General features: G+C 67.5%; 21 protein-coding genes. 17 read left to right on the top strand and 4 right to left on the bottom strand.

Annotated features, from left to right (window positions below):
• Positions 1–13: 13 nt before the first annotated feature.
• From EGT29_RS07125 to EGT29_RS07140, 5 genes are all read left to right on the top strand, one after another.
• A complete protein-coding gene (locus EGT29_RS07125) occupies positions 14–1081 on the top strand; it encodes an AI-2E family transporter (protein WP_124688363.1) in 1068 nt (355 codons plus the stop codon).
• Between the two features lie 247 nt (positions 1082–1328).
• Complete coding sequence (locus EGT29_RS28925) at positions 1329–1469, top strand: DUF6351 family protein (RefSeq protein WP_370283022.1); 141 nt, start codon at positions 1329–1331, stop codon at positions 1467–1469.
• Between the two features lie 11 nt (positions 1470–1480).
• On the top strand, positions 1481–2455 hold the full coding sequence (locus tag EGT29_RS07130; RefSeq protein ID WP_124688364.1) for a tripartite tricarboxylate transporter substrate-binding protein: 975 nt from the start codon (positions 1481–1483) through the stop codon (positions 2453–2455).
• A 103-nt stretch (positions 2456–2558) separates the two neighbouring features.
• Entirely contained in the window at positions 2559–4451 is a 1893-nt protein-coding gene (locus EGT29_RS07135; RefSeq protein WP_161567726.1) for an ATP-binding protein, read from the top strand.
• Positions 4444–5787, top strand: a complete 1344-nt coding sequence (locus tag EGT29_RS07140) for a sigma-54 dependent transcriptional regulator (RefSeq protein ID WP_124688366.1) — start codon at positions 4444–4446, stop codon at positions 5785–5787. The genes EGT29_RS07135 and EGT29_RS07140 overlap by 8 nt, the downstream gene beginning before the upstream one ends.
• Here the strand turns inward: EGT29_RS07140 and EGT29_RS07145 are convergent.
• Positions 5774–6235, bottom strand: a complete 462-nt coding sequence (locus EGT29_RS07145; RefSeq protein ID WP_124688367.1) for an STN domain-containing protein — start codon at positions 6233–6235, stop codon at positions 5774–5776. The genes EGT29_RS07140 and EGT29_RS07145 overlap by 14 nt on opposite strands.
• A gap of 87 nt (positions 6236–6322) precedes the next feature.
• A complete protein-coding gene (locus EGT29_RS07150; RefSeq protein ID WP_124688368.1) occupies positions 6323–7354 on the bottom strand; it encodes an NADP-dependent oxidoreductase in 1032 nt (343 codons plus the stop codon).
• A gap of 99 nt (positions 7355–7453) precedes the next feature.
• Here EGT29_RS07150 and EGT29_RS07155 point away from each other — a divergent pair, with 99 nt between their 5' ends.
• Entirely contained in the window at positions 7454–7660 is a 207-nt protein-coding gene (locus EGT29_RS07155) for a hypothetical protein (protein ID WP_124688369.1), read from the top strand.
• 12 nt (positions 7661–7672) lie between these two features.
• Here EGT29_RS07155 and EGT29_RS07160 read toward each other — a convergent pair whose 3' ends face one another.
• A complete protein-coding gene (locus EGT29_RS07160; RefSeq protein WP_124688370.1) occupies positions 7673–8755 on the bottom strand; it encodes an exonuclease domain-containing protein in 1083 nt (360 codons plus the stop codon).
• A gap of 126 nt (positions 8756–8881) precedes the next feature.
• Here EGT29_RS07160 and EGT29_RS07165 point away from each other — a divergent pair, with 126 nt between their 5' ends.
• The 8 genes from EGT29_RS07165 to EGT29_RS07200 all read left to right on the top strand — a co-directional run bounded on the left by EGT29_RS07165 (position 8882) and on the right by EGT29_RS07200 (position 16390).
• Complete coding sequence (locus tag EGT29_RS07165; RefSeq protein WP_124688371.1) at positions 8882–11113, top strand: acyl-CoA dehydrogenase; 2232 nt, start codon at positions 8882–8884, stop codon at positions 11111–11113.
• 204 nt (positions 11114–11317) lie between these two features.
• The gene (locus tag EGT29_RS07170; protein ID WP_124688372.1) at positions 11318–11845 is read left to right on the top strand and encodes a MarR family winged helix-turn-helix transcriptional regulator; all 528 of its coding nucleotides are present in this window, start codon (positions 11318–11320) and stop codon (positions 11843–11845) included.
• Between the two features lie 67 nt (positions 11846–11912).
• Entirely contained in the window at positions 11913–12446 is a 534-nt protein-coding gene (ectA, locus tag EGT29_RS07175) for a diaminobutyrate acetyltransferase (protein WP_124688373.1), read from the top strand.
• A gap of 94 nt (positions 12447–12540) precedes the next feature.
• Entirely contained in the window at positions 12541–13860 is a 1320-nt protein-coding gene (gene ectB, locus EGT29_RS07180) for a diaminobutyrate--2-oxoglutarate transaminase (protein ID WP_124688374.1), read from the top strand.
• On the top strand, positions 13857–14255 hold the full coding sequence (locus tag EGT29_RS07185) for an ectoine synthase (protein WP_124688375.1): 399 nt from the start codon (positions 13857–13859) through the stop codon (positions 14253–14255). Before ectB ends, EGT29_RS07185 begins: the two co-directional genes overlap by 4 nt.
• 70 nt (positions 14256–14325) lie before the next feature.
• Complete coding sequence (gene thpD, locus EGT29_RS07190) at positions 14326–15258, top strand: ectoine hydroxylase (protein WP_124688376.1); 933 nt, start codon at positions 14326–14328, stop codon at positions 15256–15258.
• Between the two features lie 135 nt (positions 15259–15393).
• Positions 15394–15759, top strand: a complete 366-nt coding sequence (panD, locus tag EGT29_RS07195; RefSeq protein WP_124688377.1) for an aspartate 1-decarboxylase — start codon at positions 15394–15396, stop codon at positions 15757–15759.
• A 16-nt stretch (positions 15760–15775) separates the two neighbouring features.
• On the top strand, positions 15776–16390 hold the full coding sequence (locus EGT29_RS07200) for a LysE family translocator (protein ID WP_124688378.1): 615 nt from the start codon (positions 15776–15778) through the stop codon (positions 16388–16390).
• Here EGT29_RS07200 and EGT29_RS07205 read toward each other — a convergent pair.
• Complete coding sequence (locus EGT29_RS07205; protein WP_238160317.1) at positions 16350–17411, bottom strand: SDR family NAD(P)-dependent oxidoreductase; 1062 nt, start codon at positions 17409–17411, stop codon at positions 16350–16352. The two genes, EGT29_RS07200 and EGT29_RS07205, sit on opposite strands and share 41 nt — an antisense overlap.
• A 32-nt stretch (positions 17412–17443) precedes the next feature.
• Here EGT29_RS07205 and EGT29_RS07210 point away from each other — a divergent pair, with 32 nt between their 5' ends.
• From EGT29_RS07210 to EGT29_RS07220, 3 genes are all read left to right on the top strand, one after another.
• Entirely contained in the window at positions 17444–18490 is a 1047-nt protein-coding gene (locus EGT29_RS07210; RefSeq protein WP_124688379.1) for a CDP-6-deoxy-delta-3,4-glucoseen reductase, read from the top strand.
• 68 nt (positions 18491–18558) lie between these two features.
• A complete protein-coding gene (locus EGT29_RS07215) occupies positions 18559–19749 on the top strand; it encodes an acetylornithine transaminase (protein ID WP_124688380.1) in 1191 nt (396 codons plus the stop codon).
• A 181-nt stretch (positions 19750–19930) separates the two neighbouring features.
• Complete coding sequence (locus EGT29_RS07220; RefSeq protein ID WP_124688381.1) at positions 19931–21094, top strand: ABC transporter substrate-binding protein; 1164 nt, start codon at positions 19931–19933, stop codon at positions 21092–21094.
• The last annotated feature ends 9 nt before the right edge of the window (positions 21095–21103 follow it).

Genomic DNA, 21103 nt, shown 5'->3' on the forward strand with positions numbered 1-21103 from the left:
AGGAACGTCCTCGATGAGCCAGACCTCTTTGCAATACCGTACCTTCCTGCTCCTGCTGGTGCTGGTCACGCTGGCGTTCGGCTGGCTGCTGTGGCCGTTCTTCGGCGCCGTGTTCTGGGGGGCCATCCTGGCCATCATCTTCTTCCCCCTGCAGCGGCGGCTGGTGACGGCGTTCGGCGGCCGCAGCAACCTGGCCGCGCTGGCCACGCTGGGGGTGTGCGTGCTCATCGTCATCATCCCCGTCTCGGTCATCGCGGGCGCCATCGTCAGCCAGGGGGCCGGGCTCTATGAACAGATCAAGGCCGGCGACATCGACTTTCGCGCATACCTGGACCAGGCCATGACGGCCCTGCCGCCCACGGCGCGCAGCCTGCTCGAGAATTTCGGCCTCGTCGACGTGAGCAGCGTCCAGGACAAACTGGCCCAGATGGCCACCCGGGGCAGCCAGTTCTTCGCCACCCAGGCGCTCAACATCGGCCAGAACACCTTCCAGTTCGTCATCAGCCTGGGCGTCATGCTGTACCTGCTGTTCTTCCTGCTGCGCGACGGACCCGTCCTGTCGGCGCGGGTCCGCCAGGCCCTGCCGCTGACCGAGGAGCACAAGCGCCATCTGTTCCGCAAGTTCATCGCGGTCGTGCGCGCCACGGTCAAGGGGAACATCGTCGTGGCCATCACCCAGGGCGTGCTGGGCGGCCTGATCTTCTGGATCCTGGACATCAAGGGCGCGCTGCTGTGGAGCGTCGTAATGGCCTTCCTGTCGCTGCTGCCGGCCGTGGGGGCGGGACTGATCTGGGGCCCGGTCGCCATCTACTTCCTGTTGACCGGCGCGGTGCTGCAGGGGGTGATCCTGACGCTGTACGGCATCCTGGTGATCGGCCTGGTCGACAACGTGCTGCGCCCCATCCTGGTCGGCAAGGACACTCGCATGCCGGACTACGTGATCCTGATCTCGACCCTCGGCGGCATGGCGCTGTTCGGCATCAACGGCTTCGTGATCGGGCCGCTGATCGCCGCGCTGTTCATGGCGGTCTGGGACCTGTTCTCGTCGATAGACGGTCCGCCTTCCCCCGACGAGAACTGATCTTCCCTCCCGGCCGTTGCGGAATTCCGGAACGGCCGGCGGCCCGCATGGCGGAATTCTGGCCGCCCCCGCCGTTCCCGCTTCTTTCTCTGCTCCGAAAACGCCAATGAAAACAGGCGCTTGGCGCGCGATCGCGCGCATGGGCCGCGCTGGCATGGGTGTTGCTAATCCTCCGTCGCTGTAACGAGAAGAATCAAAACCATGACAGGAGGAGGCGGGCACCCCGCCGTGCCCGGTCGCCGGCCAACTGGAGCGCCTGCGCCGAGTCTTCCCCGATGGCGTAGGCGACTGGAGCAAGCCCGGCGTGGAACAGCAGCCGCTCACGGGCAGATGGCTCTCGTTCGGCCCGTCCTCCAAGAACCGGTTGTTCGACGTTAACCATCCCTAAGGAGCAAAGACATGAAGTTTCTTTCCACGCTATCGCTCGGCGTCCTGGCGGCCCTGGCCGCGCCGGCCCAGGCACAGGACTTCCCCGGCAGCGCGCCCATCATCGCCGTCGTGCCGTTCGCCGCGGGCGGCCCCACCGACAAGGTGGCGCGCGACGTGACGGCGGTCATGGCACGGCACCTGAAGGGCCAGATCGTGATCGAGAACGTCGGCGGCGCGGGCGGCACCATAGGCGCGAAGAAGGTCGCCTCCGCGCGCAACGACGGCCATACGGTGCTGATCCATCACATCGGCATGTCCACCGCGCCTGCGCTGTACCGCCATCTGGGCTTCGATCCGCTCAAGGATTTCGAGATGATCGGCGAGATCGCCGACGTGCCGATGGTGCTGCTGGGCACCAAGAGCCTGCCTCCGGACAACTTCAAGGACCTGCTGCCCTACATCAAGGCCAATTCCAGCAAGCTGTTCCTGGCGAATGCAGGTATCGGATCGGCCTCGCACCTGTGCGGCCTTCTGTTCATGAGTACCATAGGCACGCAACTGGGCACGGTGCCCTACAAGGGGACCGCGCCGGCGCTGACCGATCTCATCGGCGGCCAGGTGAACCTGATGTGCGACCAGACCACCAACGTCGCCGGACAGATCAAGGCCGGCGTGGTCAAGCCCTACGTCGCGATGCAGCCCTCGCGCATCGACGCCTTCAAGGACATTCCCGCCGCCGCCGAGCAGGGGCTGCCGGGCATCGAGGTCAAGATCTGGCATGCGATGTACGCGCCCAAGGGTACGCCGCCGGCGGTGGTCGAGAAGTTGTCGGCCGCGCTGCAGGCCGCGGTCCAGGACCCGGTGTTCCGCGGAAAGATGGCGGAGCTGGGCGCGCAGGCGGCGACTGGCGAGCGGGCCCGGCCTGATTCGCTGCGCAAGCATCTCGGCAACGAGATCGCCAAGTGGACGCCCATCATCCGGGCGGCCGGCGTCTACGCCGACTAGGCGGCAAGGGAGCTTGCGCCGCCCCGTGGCGCAAGCTCCGGTGTCTTTCATCGCATGCCTGGGATAAATTGCGGACACTAGAACGACAATCATGGATGGAGACTTGAGCGTCAACCCGCCCGCCCTCGGTTTTTCCAAGCGCCGCCTGGCGTGGGGCGGCGCCTGTCTGTTCGCCGCCGCGCTGGCGGTGATGCTGGCCTACATCTGGGGCGAGCGCACCGGCATCCAGGTGCTGCGCCAGGGCGTCGAGCACCGGCTGGACATCTATGCCGGCGGGGTGCAGAGCGAGTTGACCCGCTACGACTACCTGCCGGGCATCCTGTCCCTGAACAAGGACGTCATCTCGCTGTTGCAGGACCCGGGCAATCCCGAGCGGATCGCCCGGGTCAACCTGTACCTGGAAGCGGTCAACCAGAAGGCCGGATCCTCCGATATCTACGTGATGAACGTGGAGGGGCTGACGCTGGCCGCGAGCAACTGGAACCGTCCGCCCAGCTTCGTCGGCCGTAATTTCTCGTACCGGCCTTATTTCATCGACGCGGCCAAGGGGCTGTCGGGCCGTTTCTACGGCATCGGCACCGTCAGCCAGTCGCCGGGCTACTATTTTTCGTACGGCATCTATTACGACGGCAGGATGCTGGGCGTGGCGGCGTTGAAGGTCGATCTCGACAAACTCGACGACGCATGGCTGCGCGCCGACGAGAAGGTGGTGGTGGTGGACGAGAACGGTGTGATCTTCCTGACCTCGGTGCCGGGCTGGAAGTTCAAGACGCTCGCGCCGCTGTCGTCGCATACGCTGCAGAAGCTGGCCGTGACCCGCCAGTACCATCGCGCCGGCTCGCTCGAGCCGCTGGGCATGGCCGAGGTCGGCAAACAGCCCGAGGGCGTGCGTATCGTGCAGTTCACCAGCGAGGCGGCGCGCGAAGGCGAGGGCGGCAATTTCCTGCTGCCGTCCTACCTGGTCCAGAGCCGCCAGATACCGGGTACGCAGTGGAAGCTCATGGCCTTGTCCAACATGGCGCCCATCCATGCGCGCGCCCGCAACATGGCCATTGCCGTGGCGCTGGCCATGGGGTTCCTGGCCATCCTGGGGCTGTATCTCCAGCAGCGGCGGCGCGCCATCGCACAGAGCATGGCGGCCAGCGCGGCCTTGCGGCGCGCGCACGACGAGCTCGAGCGCAAGGTGGCGGCGCGCACGCAGGCGCTGAGCAACGCCAACCGCCATCTTCAGACCGAGATCGCCGAACGCCGGCGCGCCGAGGAGGTCCTGAAGTCCACCATGGACGAGCTGGTTCAGGCCGGCAAGATGGCGGCGCTTGGCCAGATGGCCGCGGGTATCACGCATGAGTTGAACCAGCCGCTGGCGGCGCTGCGCACGCTGGCCGACAACGCCACGGTGCTGATGCAGCGGGGGCGGCAGGCCGACGCCGAGGAGAACCTGACCCTGATCGGGCAACTGATCGCCCGCATGGGCAAGATCACCGGCCAATTGAAGAAGTTCGCGCGCAAGTCTCCGGCCCTGCTCAAGCCGACGTCGATCGCGGTGGCCGTGGCCGACGCCTGTTTCCTGCTCGAACAGCGGCTGCGGCAGGAAAGGATCGAGTTGTGCCTGAGCGTGCCGGAGGATGCCTGTGCCTATTGCGACGGCAATCGGCTGGAACAGATACTGGTCAACCTGCTGGGCAATGCCATCGATGCCATGGCGCGCACCGATAAGCGGCGCCTGGACATCTCGGTCAGGGAAGCGGAGGGCTGGGTCGCCATATCGGTACTGGACAGCGGACCGGGCATTCCGGACGAAGTGATGCGCCGGCTGTTCGAGCCCTTCTTCACGACCAAGGAGCAAGGGGTGGGATTGGGCCTGGGGCTGGCGATCTCGGCGGGTATCGTGCGCGATTTCGGCGGGAGCCTGCGCGCCTGCAACCGGGAAGAGGGCGGGGCGGAATTCGTGCTGCAATTGCGGCCGGCGAAGTTGGAGGAGACGATGGATGCATGAAGGATTGGCGGTACTGTTTGTCGAGGATGACGCGGCGGTCAGGCTGGGCGGCAAGCAGGCGTTGCAATTGGCGGGCCTGGAGGTCAAGGCCTTCGAGTCGGCCGAGCAGGCGATCAAACACATCGTGCCCGGGTTTCCCGGCGTGCTGGTGACGGACGTGAAGATGTCCGGCATGGACGGGATGGAACTGCTGCGCCGCGCGCTGGAGATCGACGCCAGCCTGCCGGTGATCCTGGTGACCGGCCACGGCGACATTTCGATGGCGGTACAGGCCATGCGCCTGGGGGCCTACGATTTCATCGAGAAGCCTTTTTCGTCCGAGCATTTGAGCGAGGTCGTGCAGCGGGCCCTGGATAAGCGCGGGCTGACGCTGGAAGTGCAGTCCCTGCGGCGGCAGCTGGACAATCGCGTGGCCATAGAAAGCGCGCTGCTGGGCCGGTCGCCGGCCATGGTCGCACTGAGAAAGGTGGTGCAGGACCTGGCCGACACCGACGCCGACGTCCTGCTGGTGGGAGAAACCGGCACGGGCAAGGAACTGGTGGCCCGGTGCCTGCACGACCACAGCCGGCGGCACGATCGCCATTTCTCGGCGCTCAATTGCGGCGGCATGCCCGAGACGCTGTTCGAGAGCGAGGTGTTCGGCCACGAGGCCGGTGCGTTCACGGGCGCGGCCAAGCGGCGCATCGGCAAGATCGAGTACGCGCGGGGAGGCACGCTGTTCCTGGACGAGATCGAGACCATGCCCATGGTGCTGCAGATCAAGCTGCTGCGCACCTTGCAGGAGCGGGTGTTCGAGCGGCTGGGCTCGAACGAGCCGCAGCCCATGGATTGCCGGGTGGTGGCCGCCACCAAGACCGATCTGCTGGCCGAGTCGGAGCGGGGTGCGTTCCGACCGGACCTGTACTACCGGCTGAGCGTGGCGGTGCTGGAGATCCCGCCGCTGCGCGAACGGCGCGAGGACATCCCCCTGCTGTTCGAACACTTCATCCTGCAGGCGGCCCTGCGCTATGGGCGCGAAGCGCCGGTGCTATCGGGCTCCCAGTTGCAGTCGCTGATGGCGCATCACTGGCCGGGCAACGTGCGCGAGCTGCGCAACGTGGCGGACCGCTTCGTGTTGGGGCTGGCCAAGGACGGACTCGCGGGCGCGGCGGCCAGCGTGAAGCGTTCGCTGGAAGAGCAGATGACCAGCTTCGAACGCCTGCTGATCGAGGACGCCTTGAAGAGCTGTTCGGGCCGCACGGCAGCGGCCAGCGAGATGCTGGGCCTGCCGCGCAAGACGCTTTACGACAAGATGCACAGGCTGGGCCTGAGCACCGACGACTTCAAACAGGGGTGAGGGCGCCCGCCAGGCGCGGTCCGCTGGGCGGCCGCTTGCCGGCCGAGGCCGGCGGCTCGGGAACGAGGACGTAGCGTCCGCCTTCCTGGGCCGTGGTATAGCCCGTGCCTCGCAGCAGGGTGTCCAGACCGTCCTGGATGGTGTGGCGGCCGGTCAGCCCGGGAGTCGTCAGGCCAGCCACCAGGGCCGGGTCGAACGACAGGCGTATGCCCGCCTGACGGGCATATTTCTCGAGCGCGGGGCGCAGGTCGCCGCGGGAAATGGCGAAATCCTGCCGGTGCTCGGCCGAGGCATTCGGGCCGGCCTGTGCGTGCGGCATGCCGGGCAGGGCCAGCAGCCAGCCTATCGACAGGGCCACGGGTACCGCGACCATCAACGACTTGCCCGGGACGGTGAACGTCCGCCGTTTGGCGCGGCGGGGCCGCAGGGGGATAACTTGGCACGTCATACGAGTCTCCTGTTGCGGGACTGCGCCGTGGCGCGACCTGCTTGTAATTGTTCGATGACGCCCCTAGGGTAGCACGCCGCGCTTCGCCTAGTGGGCGACCCGCACCACCAGCTTGCCGAAATTGCGCCCGTCCAGCAGGCCCATGAAGGCGGCGGGGGCGTTTTCCAGACCCTCCACCACGTCTTCCCGGTACTTGATGCGCCCGTCGGCGATCCAGGCCGCCATCTGGCGCGAGAACTCCCGGTAGAGCGGGCCGTACCAGTCGGAAACGATGAAACCCTGGATGCGCAGGCTCTTGGTCAGCGCCAGGCGCATCAGCATGGGCAGGCGGTCGGGGGCTTCCACGCCCGGCACGGCGTTGTATTGCGAGATCAGGCCGCACAGCGGGATGCGGGCATGGCGGTTGAGCAGCGGCAGCACGGCATCGAACACGGCGCCGCCCACGCTCTCGAAATAGACGTCGATGCCGTTGGGGCTGGCCGCCGCCAGCCGCTGGGCCAGGTTGGCCGCTCGATGGTCCACGCAGGCGTCGAAGCCCAGTTCGCGGATGGCATGGTCGCACTTGTCCGGTCCGCCGGCGATGCCCACCACGCGGCAGCCGTGCAGCCGAGCGAGCTGCCCCACGACCGACCCGACGGCCCCGGTCGCGGCGGCGACGGCCACCGTTTCGCCCGCCTTGGGCGTGCCGATCTGCATCAGGCCCACGTAGGCGGTGAAGCCGGGCATGCCCAGCACGCCCAGGGACCAGGATGGGTGGGCGAGGTCCGGCGGCAGGCGGGTGAGCCCCTTGCCGGACGATAGCGCGTAGTCCTGCCAGCCGCTGGCGGCCAGGACCAGGTCGCCGGCGGCGAAGTCCGGATGGCGCGATTCGGCCACGCGGCACACCGTGCCGCCCAGCATGACGTCGCCGACCTCCAGCGGCTTCGCATACGAGGCGGCGTCGCTCATGCGGCCGCGCATGTAGGGGTCGAGCGACAGGTAAAGCGTGCGCAGCAGCACCTGGCCGTCCGCCGGACTGGGCACGGGCTGGGTGTCCAGGCGGAAATCCTCGGGCGCCGGCGTCCCGGCGGGGCGCCTGGCCATGACGATGCGGCGATTCATGGGCGCGGACGGGGGCATCTCGTTCTCCTGGCGGTCGTGGTCGGGCACGTCTCGTGCTGATCGGTGAAGGTCCACCGCTGGGTGGATCGGATCAACGATAAGCCGTCCGGAGCATTTATGAAACCTTCGTCCAGCAAGCCATCCGGGCCGGTCGCCCGGCCCGCCCGAAAACCGGAGCCGCAGGCTACGGAGACCGATCTCAAGCGCGAGCAGATGGCCCGGCAGAACGACCGGAACACCTCCGCCGACGACCTGGGCCGCGCGCCCCGGTCGAACAAGCTGTCGGGCAGCGGCATCGACGTCGCGGGGCCCGGCGGGAAATAGCCGGGCGCACCTTCAGGGAGCGCGGCCGCGGTCCAGTTTCAGCAGCGGGACCTGCGCCAACCGATCGCGCAGGATGCGGTGGACCTCATGGTCGTATTCGGCGCGGCCGCCGTCGAGCAGGTCGTACAAGGCCTGGTCGTCGGTCGCGCTGCCCAGGAACTGCCAGCGTTCGACGACGTGGATGACGCGGGCCTCGCGTATCCCCACCGGGCCCTCGTAGGGCCAGTGCGTGTCGCCGGCCAGGGCCGGCGAACGCGCGCGCCGGTTGTGCAGCGGCGCCAGGGTCCGCAGCAGCCGGTTCTCGTGCAGCAGGGCGCCGATCGCGCCGCCCGTCTCCAGCCACTCGATGTTCCGCACCTGTTCGGCCAGGCGCCGCGCCTTGGCCGATTTCCAGCCGCCGGGCTGGAAGTGGGACAGCACCTTGTCGCGCAGCCTGGCGGCCCGGCCGACATACAGCGCCTGCTTGTTCACGTCACGCAAGACATAGACGCCAGGGGTATCGGGCAGCAGGCGGGGCAGCGCCGGATCCAGATACTCGGGCCAGGGCACGCGCCCGGCCAGCGCGTCGACGAGTTCGCTTATCCGCCCGGCCGGAAACTCGCGGTGGATGTCGCGCCAGAAGTGCCACAGCAGGCGCGCGTCGTCCAGCGCGCGGTGGCGGGCGTGCACCTGCAGGCCGTGGCGGGCGATGACCGCATCCAGGCTGTGGCTGCGGTACTGCGGATAGAGCTTGCGCGACAGGCGGACGGTGCACAGGACGTCGGGCCGGAAGGGCCGCTCCAGGCGGTCGAATTCCTCGCGCAGGAAGCCGTGGTCGAAGCGCGCGTTGTGGGCGATGAACAGGTAGCCGTCCAGGCGCCGGGCGATGTCGTCGGCCAGGGCCTCGAACGGCGGGGCGCCGGCCACCATCGCATCCGTGATGCCGGTCAACGACTGGATGGCGGGAGGGATGGGGCGGCCGGGGTGGACCAGGCTGCTCCATTCGCGCATGCCGTCGGCATCCACCTGGACGATGCCGATCTCGGTGATGCGGTCGCTGCGCGGCGTCGTGCCCGTGGTTTCCAGGTCGACGAAGGCCAGGCGGGGAGGATGCATGGGAACGGGTGAGGAAGAAGCAGCCTCCATTTAACCAGACCATGCCCGTCAGGCCGCGCGCGGCCCTGGTCCCGTCTCCCGGCCGGCTTACTATATGAGGTAGATAGTCGACAAGGAGACTCCCCGATGGCCGCATCCTCATGGCGCCGCGAATGGCTGTCCAAGCCTTTGTTCCGCTGGGCCGCGAAGGCGCTGCCGACCATGTCGGACACCGAGCGCGAGGCGATCGAGGCGGGGGACGTGTGGTGGGATGCCGACCTGTTCACCGGCAATCCCGAGTGGCGCCGTCTGCTGGACATGCCCCCGGCCAGGCTCAGCGATGAAGAGCGTGCCTTCCTGGACGGGCCGGTGGCCGAGCTGTGCGCCATGGTCGACGACTGGCGGGTCAACTGGGAACTGCACGATCTGCCTCCCGACATCTGGGCCTTCCTGAAGGCGCGCAAGTTCTTCGGCATGATCATTCCGCGCAAGTACGGCGGACTGGGGTTCTCGGCCTACGCGCATTCCGAGGTCGTGCGGCGGATCTCGACCCGGTCGCTGACCGCGGCGGTCACGGTCATGGTGCCCAACTCCCTGGGCCCGGGCGAGTTGCTGCTGCATTTCGGCACCGACGCCCAGCGCGAGCGCTGGCTGCCGCGGCTGGCGGATGGCCGCGACATTCCGTGCTTCGGGCTGACCAGCCCCGAGGCGGGATCGGACGCCGCTTCCATGGTGGACCATGGCGTGGTCTGCAAGGGGACGTGGCAGGGGCGCGAGGTGCTGGGCATGCGGCTGACCTGGCACAAGCGCTACATCACCCTGGGGCCGGTCGCGACCGTGCTCGGGCTGGCCTTCAAGCTGCGCGACCCCGATCGGCTGCTGGGAGACCGCGAGGACATCGGCATCACCGTCGCGCTGGTGCCCACCGACACGCCGGGGGTGGAGATCGGCCGGCGCCACCTGCCGTCGATGCAGGTGTTCCAGAACGGCCCCAACCAGGGCAAGGACGTGTTCATCCCGATGGAGTCCGTCATCGGCGGCGCCGAGCGGGTGGGGCAGGGCTGGCAGATGCTGATGACGGCGCTGGCGGCGGGACGGGGCATTTCCCTGCCTTCGCTGGCGGCGGCCTCGTGCGTGTTCTCGGCGCACACCAGCGGCGCCTATGCGCGGGTGCGCCAGCAGTTCGGCATTCCGATCGGCAAGTTCGAGGGCGTGCAGGAAAAGCTCGGCCGCCTGGCGGCGCTGGCCTATCAGGTGGATGCCGCGCGCCGCCTGACCTGCGCCGCGCTGGACGCGGGCCACAAGCCCGCCGTGATCTCGGCCATCATGAAATACCACGCCACCGAGCGCATGCGCATCGCGGTGAACGACGCGATGGACATCCACGCGGGCAAGGCGGTGATCGACGGCCCGCGCAACTACCTGTCCAACGTCTACCGCGCCATTCCCATCGGCATCACGGTCGAAGGCGCCAATATCCTGACCCGGTGCCTGATCGTCTTCGGCCAGGGGGCCATCCGGGCGCATCCGTTCCTGATGCGCGAGATGGCGGCGCTGGCCGACAGCGATCCGGCGCGCGGCCTGGAGGAATTCGACCGCACCTTCTGGCGCCATGCCGGCCATTCGGTGGCCAACGCACTGCGCGCCTTCGGCCGGGCCTGGACCGGCGGCCGGTTCGCGCCGGCGCCGCGCTCGGCCGGTCCGGTGGCCCCGTACTACCGCGCGCTGGGCCGCTATGCCTCGGCGTTCGCGCTGGTGGCCGACGTCACGCTGGCGACGCTGGGCGGAGCGCTCAAGCGCAAGGAGATGCTGTCGGCGCGGCTGGGAGACATCCTGGCCGAACTGTACCTGCTGTCCGCCGTCCTCAAGCGCTGGCACGACGAAGGGCGGCAACCCGACGACCTGCCGCTGGTGCAGTGGTGCATGGAAAGCGGCCTGGCCGCCATCGAGGCGAGCCTGGACGCGGTGCTGGCCAACCTGCCCGCGCGGGCGGCCGCGGGGCTGCTGCGGGTGGTCTGCCTGCCCCGCGGCGTGCGCCGGCGCGGTCCGGCCGACGCGGTGACCCTGGCCTGCGCCGAGCGGCTGCTGGAGCCGTCGCCCGCGCGCGACCGCCTGTTGCCGGGCCTTGCCCGTCCGCGTCCGGGCGAGGCGCTGGACCGGCTGGCGCAGGCCTTCGAGTTGGCAGCGCGGGCCGCTCCGGTCCTGGATGGCCTGCGCCACGCCGGCATCCGCGACTGGCGCGAAGGCGTGCGTGCCGGCAAGGTGGATGCGGCCCAGGCTTCGATGTTCGAAGACCTGGAGCGCGCCGTCGCCGACGTCGTCGAGGTGGACAGTTTCGACCCTGCGGAACTGACCGGAAAGCGCGTAGCGCAAGGCTGAACGCCGGTTTTGCATGTTTCAGCGGGATGTCAGCGGAATCGACGCGGATAAGGGTAATTTCGGAGCCGTTGACATCGAAATCCAGGGGCCACAGGGTTGACATGCCCGGTCCTTCTGACTAGAATGATTTGAGTTGAAATCATTGCTCTACATTGATTTGTGGGCAGTGATTTTTTTTCACTACGCACTTTTGATTTCCTGGACATGGACCACATCGGCTCGGCTGCGGATACGGGCGTCAACTACAACCTGCGCATCCTGCGGGCCTTGCGCCGCATCACGCGCAACATCGCGCTGCATTCCAAGCAGCTGGCAGCCTGCAGCCACATCACCGCGCCGCAACTGGTCTGTCTCCTGGCCGTAATCGAGTCGGGGCCGCTCACGGCCACCGCCATCAGCCGTGAAATCTCGGTCAGTCCGAGCACGGTCGTCGGCATCCTCGACCGGCTGGAGGAAAAGGGCTGGGTCAAGCGGGAACGCAGCCGGGAAGACCGCCGGACGGTCCTGGTATCGGCCACCGATGCCGGCCGCGAGGTGGCCAGCCAGGCGCCTTCGCCGCTGCAGAAAACGCTGGCCGACGCCCTGGGCGCGCTGCCGGAACTGGAACAGGCCACGATCACGCTCTCGCTCGAGCGCATCGTCAGCCTGATGGAAAGCCCGGGCTCGGACACCTCGCCCATCCTGGACATCAATGCATCGGACACGTCTCCGGAGTCAGGCCTGGCGGTTTGATCCCGGAGCCATCAACACAGTGCGTCGCCGCAGGGCGGCGGCGTACGAAACATAGGAGGGTCGGAGTCTGAAAGCGATCGACGATACGCTCATCCAACCCGCGGTCTTCAATCCGGCACTGGAGAATTTCGATCTCCGGCCCCCTGAAATCGAAGATGCCGCGGACATCCAGCGACTCATACAGGAATCGCCGCCGCTGGATGTCAATTCCACCTACGCCTACCTTCTTCTGTGCCGGCACTTTCGCGATACCTGCGTAGTGGCCACCCGGCAAGGGCAATTGGCAGGGTTTGTTTCTGCCTACCTCCCGCCCAAGCAATCCAACGTGTTGTTCGTCTGGCAGGTTGCGGTCCATCCCATGGCACGCGGCCACCGCCTGGGCCAACGCATGCTCGAGCACCTGCTGGCCAGGTCGCTGCCACAGCCCGTACACAGCATCGAAACCACCGTATCTCCATCCAATCAGCCGTCGCGGCGCATGTTCGCGGCGCTGGCGCAGGATCGCGGCGCCCAGTGCGTGGAGCAGCCCATGTTTCCGCCCGAACTGTTCGGCCAGGCCGAGCACGAGGACGAACGGCTGCTGCGCATCGGCCCGTTCTAGGTAAAGGCCGGATGCCCCTCGTATCCGTCCCGGTTCGTCCGGGTCCGCCTATACGTCTTTCACGCTTCTAGAAGCAAAACAGGAGGGAAAAACCATGGATCTCAAGATCTTCGACCGCCTCGAATCGGAAGTCCGCGGCTACATACGCTCGTTTCCGGTCGTTTTCAGCAAGGCCAAGGGCTCGTTGCTGTTCGACGAAGAGGGCAGGCAGTACATCGACCTGTTTGCCGGCGCCGGCACGCTGAACTACGGCCACAACAATCCCGTGCTGAAACAGCCTCTGCTGGACTATGTCCAGGCGGACGGCGTGGTGCACGGCCTGGACATGGCCACGTCTGCCAAGAAGGATTTCCTGGAAGCGTTCGAGCGGCTGATCCTGAAGCCGCGCGGCATGAAGTACACGCTGCAGTTCACCGGCCCGACCGGCACCAATGCCGTGGAAGCCGCGCTCAAGCTGGCCCGCCGCGTCAAGCAGCGCCCGAACATCGTCTCCTTCACCCACGGTTTCCACGGCGTGAGCGCCGGGTCGCTGTCGGCCACGGCCAACGCCAAGTACCGCGAAGCCGCCGGCGTGAGCCTGGGCAACACCACCTTCATCCCGTACGACGGCTACTTCGGTCCGGACGTGGATACCATGGCGTACTTCGAGCGCATGCTGGAAGACCGCAGCAGCGGCATGGACACCCCGGCCGCGGTGATCGTCGAAACCGTGCAGGGCGAGGGCGGCGTGAACGTGGCCACGCTGCGCTGGCTGCAGGAGCTGCAACGCCTGTGCCGCCGCCACGACATGCTGCTCATCGTCGACGACATCCAGGTCGGCTGCGGCCGCACCGGTACCTTCTTCAGCTTCGAGTCGGCCGGCATCCAGCCGGACATCGTCACGCTGTCGAAGTCCCTGAGCGGCTTCGGCCTGCCCATGGCCATGGTGCTGATCAAGCCCGAGCTGGACATCTGGAAGCCGGGCGAACACAACGGCACCTTCCGCGGCAACAACCTGGCCTTCGTGACCGCGCAGCAGGCGCTGGAGCACTACTGGAGCGACGGCGCCTTCACCCGCGAGATCCAGGCCAAGGAGACGCTGGTGCGCGACTGGCTGGAGAACATGGTCCACAGCCACCCCGAGGCGGACCTGTCGGTGCGCGGCCGCGGCCTGATCCAGGGCCTGGTCAGCGGCGTACCGGGACTGGCCAACAAGATCGCGGCCCAGGCGTTCAAGGGCGGAGTGGTCATCGAGACCTCCGGCGCGAACGACGAAGTGCTCAAGCTGCTGCCCGCGCTGACCATCGAGGAAGGCCAGCTCCGGCAGGCGCTGGAAGTGCTGGACCGCGCGGTGGCCGAGGTCGTGGCCGCCGAGCAACTGGCCCAGAAGCAATCGAATGCCCGTGTATTGAAATTTGGAGGAAAGGGACGATGATCGTACGCGACATCAAGGACATCGTAGGCACCGAGAACGAAGTGTCCACGCCGACCTGGACCAGCCGCCGCGTGCTGCTGAAGAAAGACGGCATGGGATTCTCGTTCCACGAGACCATCATCCATCCCGGCACCGAGACCCATATCTGGTACAAGAACCACGTGGAAGCCGTCTGGTGCATCGAGGGCGACGGCGAGATCGAGACCGTCGCCGACGGCAAGGTCTACAAGCTCGGTCCGGGCGTGGTCTACGCGCTCAACGAGAACGACGAGCATTACCTGCGTGGCGGCAAGGAGCCGCTGCGCGTCATCTGCGTCTTCAATCCGCCGCTGACCGGCCAGGAAGTGCACGACGCCGAGGGCGTCTACCCCCTGGACGAAGCGAAGGTCGCCTGACGGCCAGGCCGCGGCAAGGGCCGCGCCCGCCGGCGGGCGGGGCGGCCTCCCATGAGAAAGGAGGGCAACCATGATTACTCCCGCACGCGATATCTATTCCTCGCGCGCCGACCGCGCAGCCGGCATCGTGCAGCGGCGCGACCCCGTGGTATACGGCAGCGCCAAGATGGAGCCGGGCTCCGGCCTGGATGCCGAACAACTGGGCGCCTACGAGCGCAACGGCTACATCCTGCTGAAGAACTTCTTCTCCTCGCAGGAAACGCAGGCCCTGAAGCGCGAGGTCGAGCGGCTGGTGCGCGATCCCGCCATCCGCCGCCGCGAGGAGGCCATCACCGAAAAGGGCACCGACGTCGTCCGGTCGGTGTTCATGGTCCACAAGCTGAGCAAGTTGCTCGGCCGCATGTCGCAGGACATGCGACTGGCCAACATCGCCAAACAGATTCTGGGTTCCGACGTTTACATCCATCAGTCGCGCGCCAACATGAAGCCGGGCTTCAAGGGCAAGGAGTTCTACTGGCACTCGGACTTCGAAACCTGGCACGTGGAGGACGGCATGCCCGCCATGCGGGCGCTGAGCTGCTCGGTGCTGCTGACCGACAACGACGCCAGCAACGGGCCGCTGATGGTGGTGCCCGGCTCGCACCGGCAGTTCGTCTCGTGCGTGGGCGAGACCCCGCAGGACCACTACAAGCAGTCGCTGAAGAAGCAGGAGTACGGCGTGCCCGATCCCGTCAGCCTGCAACTGCTGGTGGACCAGGGTGGCATCGACGTGCTGACGGCACCCGCCGGCTCGGTCGTGTTTTTCGACTGCAACACCATGCATGGATCGAACAGCAACATCTCGCCCTATCCGCGATCCAATGTGTTCATGGTGTATAACAGCGTGGAAAATACCCTGAACCCCCCCAGGTACGGCCTGAATCCGCGGCCGGAGTTCATCGCCACGCGCGAAAGCTTCGCGCCCATCCAGGCGGTGGAGCCCGGCTACCTGCGGTCGGTCTGACGCCACGCAGTCGGTCCGACCGGCAACGGCGCCTCCGGGCGCCCTTGCCGCAGGAAGCGGCGCCGGACCGGTCCGGCCGGGATCGGGTATAAACGCACCTGGCCGTTTGCGGCCGCTTCCTAGGACACCCGAGTTATGCAACGCATCATGCTTCGCGCCAAGATTCACCGTGTCGCGGTGACTCAGGCCGATCTGAACTATGAAGGCTCGTGCGGAATCGACGAAGATTTCCTCGATGCCGCCGGCATGAAAGAGTACGAGAAGATCGAGCTCTACAACATCAACAACGGCGAGCGCTTCTCCACCTACATCATCAAGGGCAAGCGCGGCAGCGGCGAAATCTCGCTGAACGGCGCGGCCGCGCGGCGCGCCCACGTGGGCGACCTGATGATCATCTGCACCTACGGCCCCATGACGGACGCGGAAGCGGCCGAGCACAAGCCCATCGTGGTGCTGGTCGACGAGAACAACCGCATCAAAGAAGTGATCCGGAAGTCCTGAGCCTGCCGGTGCGCCGATGCAGGCCGATCTGCTGCTCTTCCTTTCCCTGTCGGTGGGCGTGACCATCGCGCCCGGCCCGGACAATCTCCAGGTACTTGCTCGTTCCCTCGGCCAGGGCCGCGCCGCCGGCATCGCCGCCGCGCTGGGCTTCGCCTCGGGTTGTTTGTTCCACACCACCCTGGCCGTGCTGGGCGTGGCGGCGCTGCTCAAGGCGTCGCCCATGGCGTTCGACGCGATCCGCCTGGCCGGCGCCGCCTACCTGATGTGGCTGGCGGTGCAGGTGCTGCGCAGCCGGGGCGGCTTCTCGCCCACGGGCGGCCCGCCGCCGCTCGGGTTCGCGCGCATCTTCGGCCAGAGCGTGCTGGCCAACATGCTGAACCCCAAGGTCACGCTGTTCTTCGTGGTCTTCCTGCCCCAGTTCGTCAATCCCTGGGTCGGGCATCCCGACTGGCAGATGCTGTGGCTGGGGGTGATCTTCATGATCCAGGCGGCGGTGGTGTTCTGCCTGATCGCCTGGTTCGCCGGCCTGCTGGGGCAGTTGCTCAGGCGCCGGCCGCAGGTGGGCGTGTGGCTGGACCGGCTGGCGGGCCTTATTTTCCTGTTCCTGGCGGTACGTATCGTGTGGGAGTAGGCCGTCCTGCGGCGAACCACTCATCCAGGGCATGCCGCACGGTGGGGTGGCGCAGGCGCACGCGTAGTTCGTCCACCAGGCGGCGGTTGTCCAGGCGCCGGGATTCCTGCATGAAGGACCACATCGCCGGGCTGACCGCGGCGCGGACCTGCGCCGCCGGCAGGCTGGGCGGGCGCGGCAGGCGGGCGGCGTCGGCGACGGCGTCGAAGTAGTCGCCCATCTTCAGGTCCTGGCCGTCGGCGGCATGGACGATGCGCTGCGGGCGGCCGCGATACAGCGCGGCTTCCAGGGCGCGGGCGAGATCGCCGATTTCAATGTGGTTGGTGTAGACGTCCTCGCCGGGCGCCAGGCGTGGCAGGCCGGTGCGCAGCCGTTCCAGCGGCAGCCGGTCGCGGCCGTAGATGCCCGGGATGCGCAGCACGACGGCGCGCCAGGGGGCCAGGCCCAGGCGCGCCTGGCGGGCGCGCGCCGGGCCGGGAGCCCGCCAGGCGGCCTCGGCCGCCACCCGGCGCCGGCCTCGGGGCGATGCGGGGCGCACGGGAGCCGTCTCGGACAGCCTGCGGCCCCGGGCGTCGCCATAGACGCCGGTCGTGCTGGCATAGACCACCCTGACCGGCCTGGCCGTCCGGGCCAGGGCGCCGCGGCCCGGTTTGGCTACAATGGCGGCGTGCCGGATCTGCCGTGGGCCGGGGCCCATCGCGGCCGGCCGCCGCAGGACGGCGGCCAGCCTGCGAGAGCGCGGATCGCCTTCGCCCTGCCCGTGCGGAGGGGCCAGCATCAGGACGTCGGCGGCCAAGCCGCGCAGGCGGGCCAGTTGCCGCGGACAGTCCAGGTCGCCCAGCAGCGGAATGGCGCCCGCGGCGCGCAGCTCGGGCAGCCGCTGCGGACTGGACGTCAGCGCGAACACCCGTCTGCGGCCCGCCAGCCGCTCCAGGACGTGCATGCCCGTGTCGCCGCAGCCGACGATCAACAGGCGCGGGCGGCCCAGGCGCCGGGCATGCGCGGGCTGCGGGATATTCATCGTATTTCCATCGTTTTCATAGGATCCAGGTGATGAGTCATCAGGTCACCGTTCTGCCCAGTGGTCATCGGTTCACGGTCGAACATGGCCAGACCGTGCTCGATGCGGCGCTGCAGGCAGGCGTAATGTTGCCCTATAGCTGCAAGAATGGGGCATGTTCGTCGTGCAAGGGCAAGCTGGTCGCGGGTGAGATCGAGCTCGGCCCCCACCAGGCCCAGACGCTGACGCCCGAAGAGGCCGGGCTGGGCCTGACCCTGTTCTGCGTGGCGCGGCCGCTGACCGATCTCACCATCGAGGCGCGCGAAGTCCAGGGTATCGCCGACATCCCCATCCGCAAGATGCCCTGCCGGGTCCAGGGCCTGGCCGAGGCGGCGCCCGACGTGCGCATCGTCCGCCTGCAATTGCCGGCCACCGAGCAGTTGCGCTTCAACGCCGGACAATACGTCGAGATCATCATGAAGGACGGGCGGCGCCGTTCGTACTCCATGGCCAACGCGCCGCACGAGGAAGGCGGACTGGTGCTGCACATCCGCCACCTGCCCGGCGGCGCCTTCACCGATCATGTGTTCGGCGCGGGCGCGACCCAGTTGAAGGAACGCGACATCCTGCGCTTCGAGGGGCCGTTCGGTTCGTTCTTCCTGCGCGAGGACAGCCACAAGCCCATCGTGATGGTGGCCAGCGGCACCGGCTTCGCGCCCATCCGGGCCATGGTCGAGCACATGGTCCACAAGGACATGCGCCGCCCGGTCCACCTGTACTGGGGCGGACGGCGACCGCGCGACCTGTACATGGACGAGGCCGCCCGGGAATGGGCCCGCGCCCGCCCCGATTTCCGCTACGTGCCCGTGGTGTCGGACGCGCTGCCCGATGACGCCTGGACCGGCCGCACGGGCTTCGTGCACCAGGCCGTCATGGCCGACCTGCCCGATCTTTCCGGCCACCAGGTGTACGCCTGCGGGGCGCCCATCGTGGTGGAGTCGGCGCATAGGGATTTTGTACAACAGTGCGGGCTGCCCGATGACGAGTTTTATGCGGACTCTTTCACGTCCGAGGCAGACATCGCCCGCAACACGGTGTAATGTTTATCGACCCGCCGCGTCGGCGGGTTTTCCATTTTCCGCCCCCGGGCACGCAAGGAGTTTGAGTCATGGAATTCGGCCAGTTCAACGTCAACGCCCTCATGGAGATCACGCAGCGCCCGGACCTCGTGTTCGTCCGAGGGCAGGGGTCGTGGCTGGAGGACCATGCAGGCAAGCGATACCTCGATTTCATCCAGGGCTGGGCGGTCAACTGCCTGGGGCACTGCCCGCCGGAAATCGTCAAGGCGGTGCAGGCGCAGGCAGGCCTGCTGCTGAACCCGTCGCCGGCCTTCTACAACCTGCCGTCGATCGAGCTGGCCACGCGCCTGACCGAGGCCTCGTGCTTCGACCGCGTGTTCTTCGCCAATAGCGGCGCCGAAGCCAACGAAGGCGCGATCAAGCTCGCGCGCAAGTGGGGCCAGGTCCACAAGCAGGGCGCTTTCAAGATCATCACCTTCAACCACAGCTTCCATGGCCGCACGCTGGCGACCATGTCCGCCTCGGGCAAGCCGGGCTGGAGCACGATCTTCGCGCCCCAGGTCGACGGGTTTCCCAAGGCGGAGCTGAACGACCTGGCCTCGGTCGAAGCGCTGGTCGACGACCAGACCGTGGCCATCATGCTGGAGCCGGTGCAGGGCGAGGGCGGCGTCATTCCCGCTACCGCCGAGTTCATGCAGAACCTGCGCAAGCTGGCCGACGCCCGCAAGCTGTTGCTGATCGTGGACGAAGTGCAGACCGGCATGGGCCGTACCGGCACGATGTTCGCCTACGAGCAGGCCGGCGTGCGGCCCGACATCATGACGCTGGGCAAGGGCATAGGCGGCGGCGCGCCGCTGGCCGCGATGCTGGCGCGTGAAGAGGTCTGCGTGTTCAAGCACGGCGACCAGGGCGGCACCTACAACGGCAACCCGCTCATGACGGCGATCGGCGTGGCGGTGTTCGACGCGCTGGCCGCTCCGGGCTTCATGGAAGGCGTGCGCGAGCGCGGGCAGTACCTGTCGCGGGAACTGGTGAAGCTGGCCGCCAAGTGGGGCATGCCCGGCGAACGCGGCAACGGCCTTCTGCGCGCGCTGATCATGGACCGCGAAGACGGCCCCGCCATCGTCGAGCGTGCCCGCACGCTCGAACCCAACGGCCTGCTGCTGAACGCGCCGCGCGGCAATCTGCTGCGCTTCATGCCCGCGCTGAATGTGACCACCGACGAGATCGACCAGATGCTCGAACAGCTCGACGGCATCATCGCCGCCGTGCGCAAGTAGTCCCGGCGCCCGGGAAACCGGGCCGCCGCTGTCACGTTCAGGCCCCTCGTTCCGTTCTGGAGCGAGGGGCTTTTTCATGATTGAATGTTAGGGTAATCAACTAGTTGATTAACCAACTTTATTCCCACAGAATCGCCCTCACTGCACAAGAAGATTCGCCACGAGACGAGGAGCAGGAGACATGAGGAAGCTGATAAGCGGGGCCATCGCGGCCGCGGCCGTGTTCTGTGCCGCCCAGGCGCAGGCGGCGACGATCAAGGTGGGCGTCATCGGACCGTTCTCCGGTCCGTTCGCCCATTACGGCAAGCTTTACAAGGACAGCGTGGAGGCCTACCTGTCCAGCCAGGGCGGCAAGTTCGGCGGCCACGAGGTACAGGTGCTTTATCGCGACAACGGCGGCCCCAATCCCAGCGGGACGCGGGCGCTGGCGCAGGAGCTGATCGTCAAGGACAAGGTCGACTACCTGGGCGGCTTCGTCTTCACGCCCAATGCGATGTCGGTGGCGCCGCTGATCACGCAATCGAAGACGCCCACGGTCATCTTCAACGCCGCCACGTCCGACATCACCGAGAAGTCGCCTTATTTCATCCGTACCTCGTACACCCTCTGGCAGGTGACCGTTCCCGCCGCGCGTTGGGCCCACAAACAGGGCAAGCGCAAGATGGTCACGGCCGTGACGGACTACGCGCCCGGCGTCGATGCCGAAACGGCCTTCAAGGCCGAGTTCGCCAAGCTTGGCGGCACGGTGGTCGAGTCCATCCGCATGCCCATCAGCACCACCGATTTCGCGCCTTTCGTGCAGCGGATCAAGGCCAGCGGCGCGCAGGGCGTCTATGTCTTCCTGCCCGGCGGGCCGCCCAACCTGGGGTTCGTCAAGGCCTACAACGAGAACGGGCTGCGCGCGGCCGGCATCGATTTCCTGGGCTCGGCCGAGACCGATGAGTTCGACCTGCAGAAGTTCGGCGACGCGGCGCTGGGCCTGACCACCGCATTCCACTACTCGGCCGCGCACGAGTCCGAGGCCAACCGCAAGTTCGTCGAGGCGCTGCGCGGGCAGAGCAAGGATGCCGTCGCGAACTATGCCTCGGTGGGCGCCTGGGACGGCATGGCCGTCATCCAGAAGATGGTCGAGTCCACCGGCGGCAAGCGCGACGGCGCGGCGGCGATCGCGGCGGCCCGCAAGCTGTCCTGGGAAAGCCCGCGCGGGCCCGTGTCCATCGACCCGGCCACGCGCCACGTGACCCAGAACGTCTACTTGCGCAAGGTCGAGCGCAGCGGCGGCCAACTGGTCAACAGGGAAGTCGAGAACTTCGGGCCGCAGCCCGACTTCGGACTCAGGAAGTAGGCGCCGCCG

The organism is Pigmentiphaga sp. H8 (assembly GCF_003854895.1).
GTDB lineage: Bacteria > Pseudomonadota > Gammaproteobacteria > Burkholderiales > Burkholderiaceae_B > Pigmentiphaga.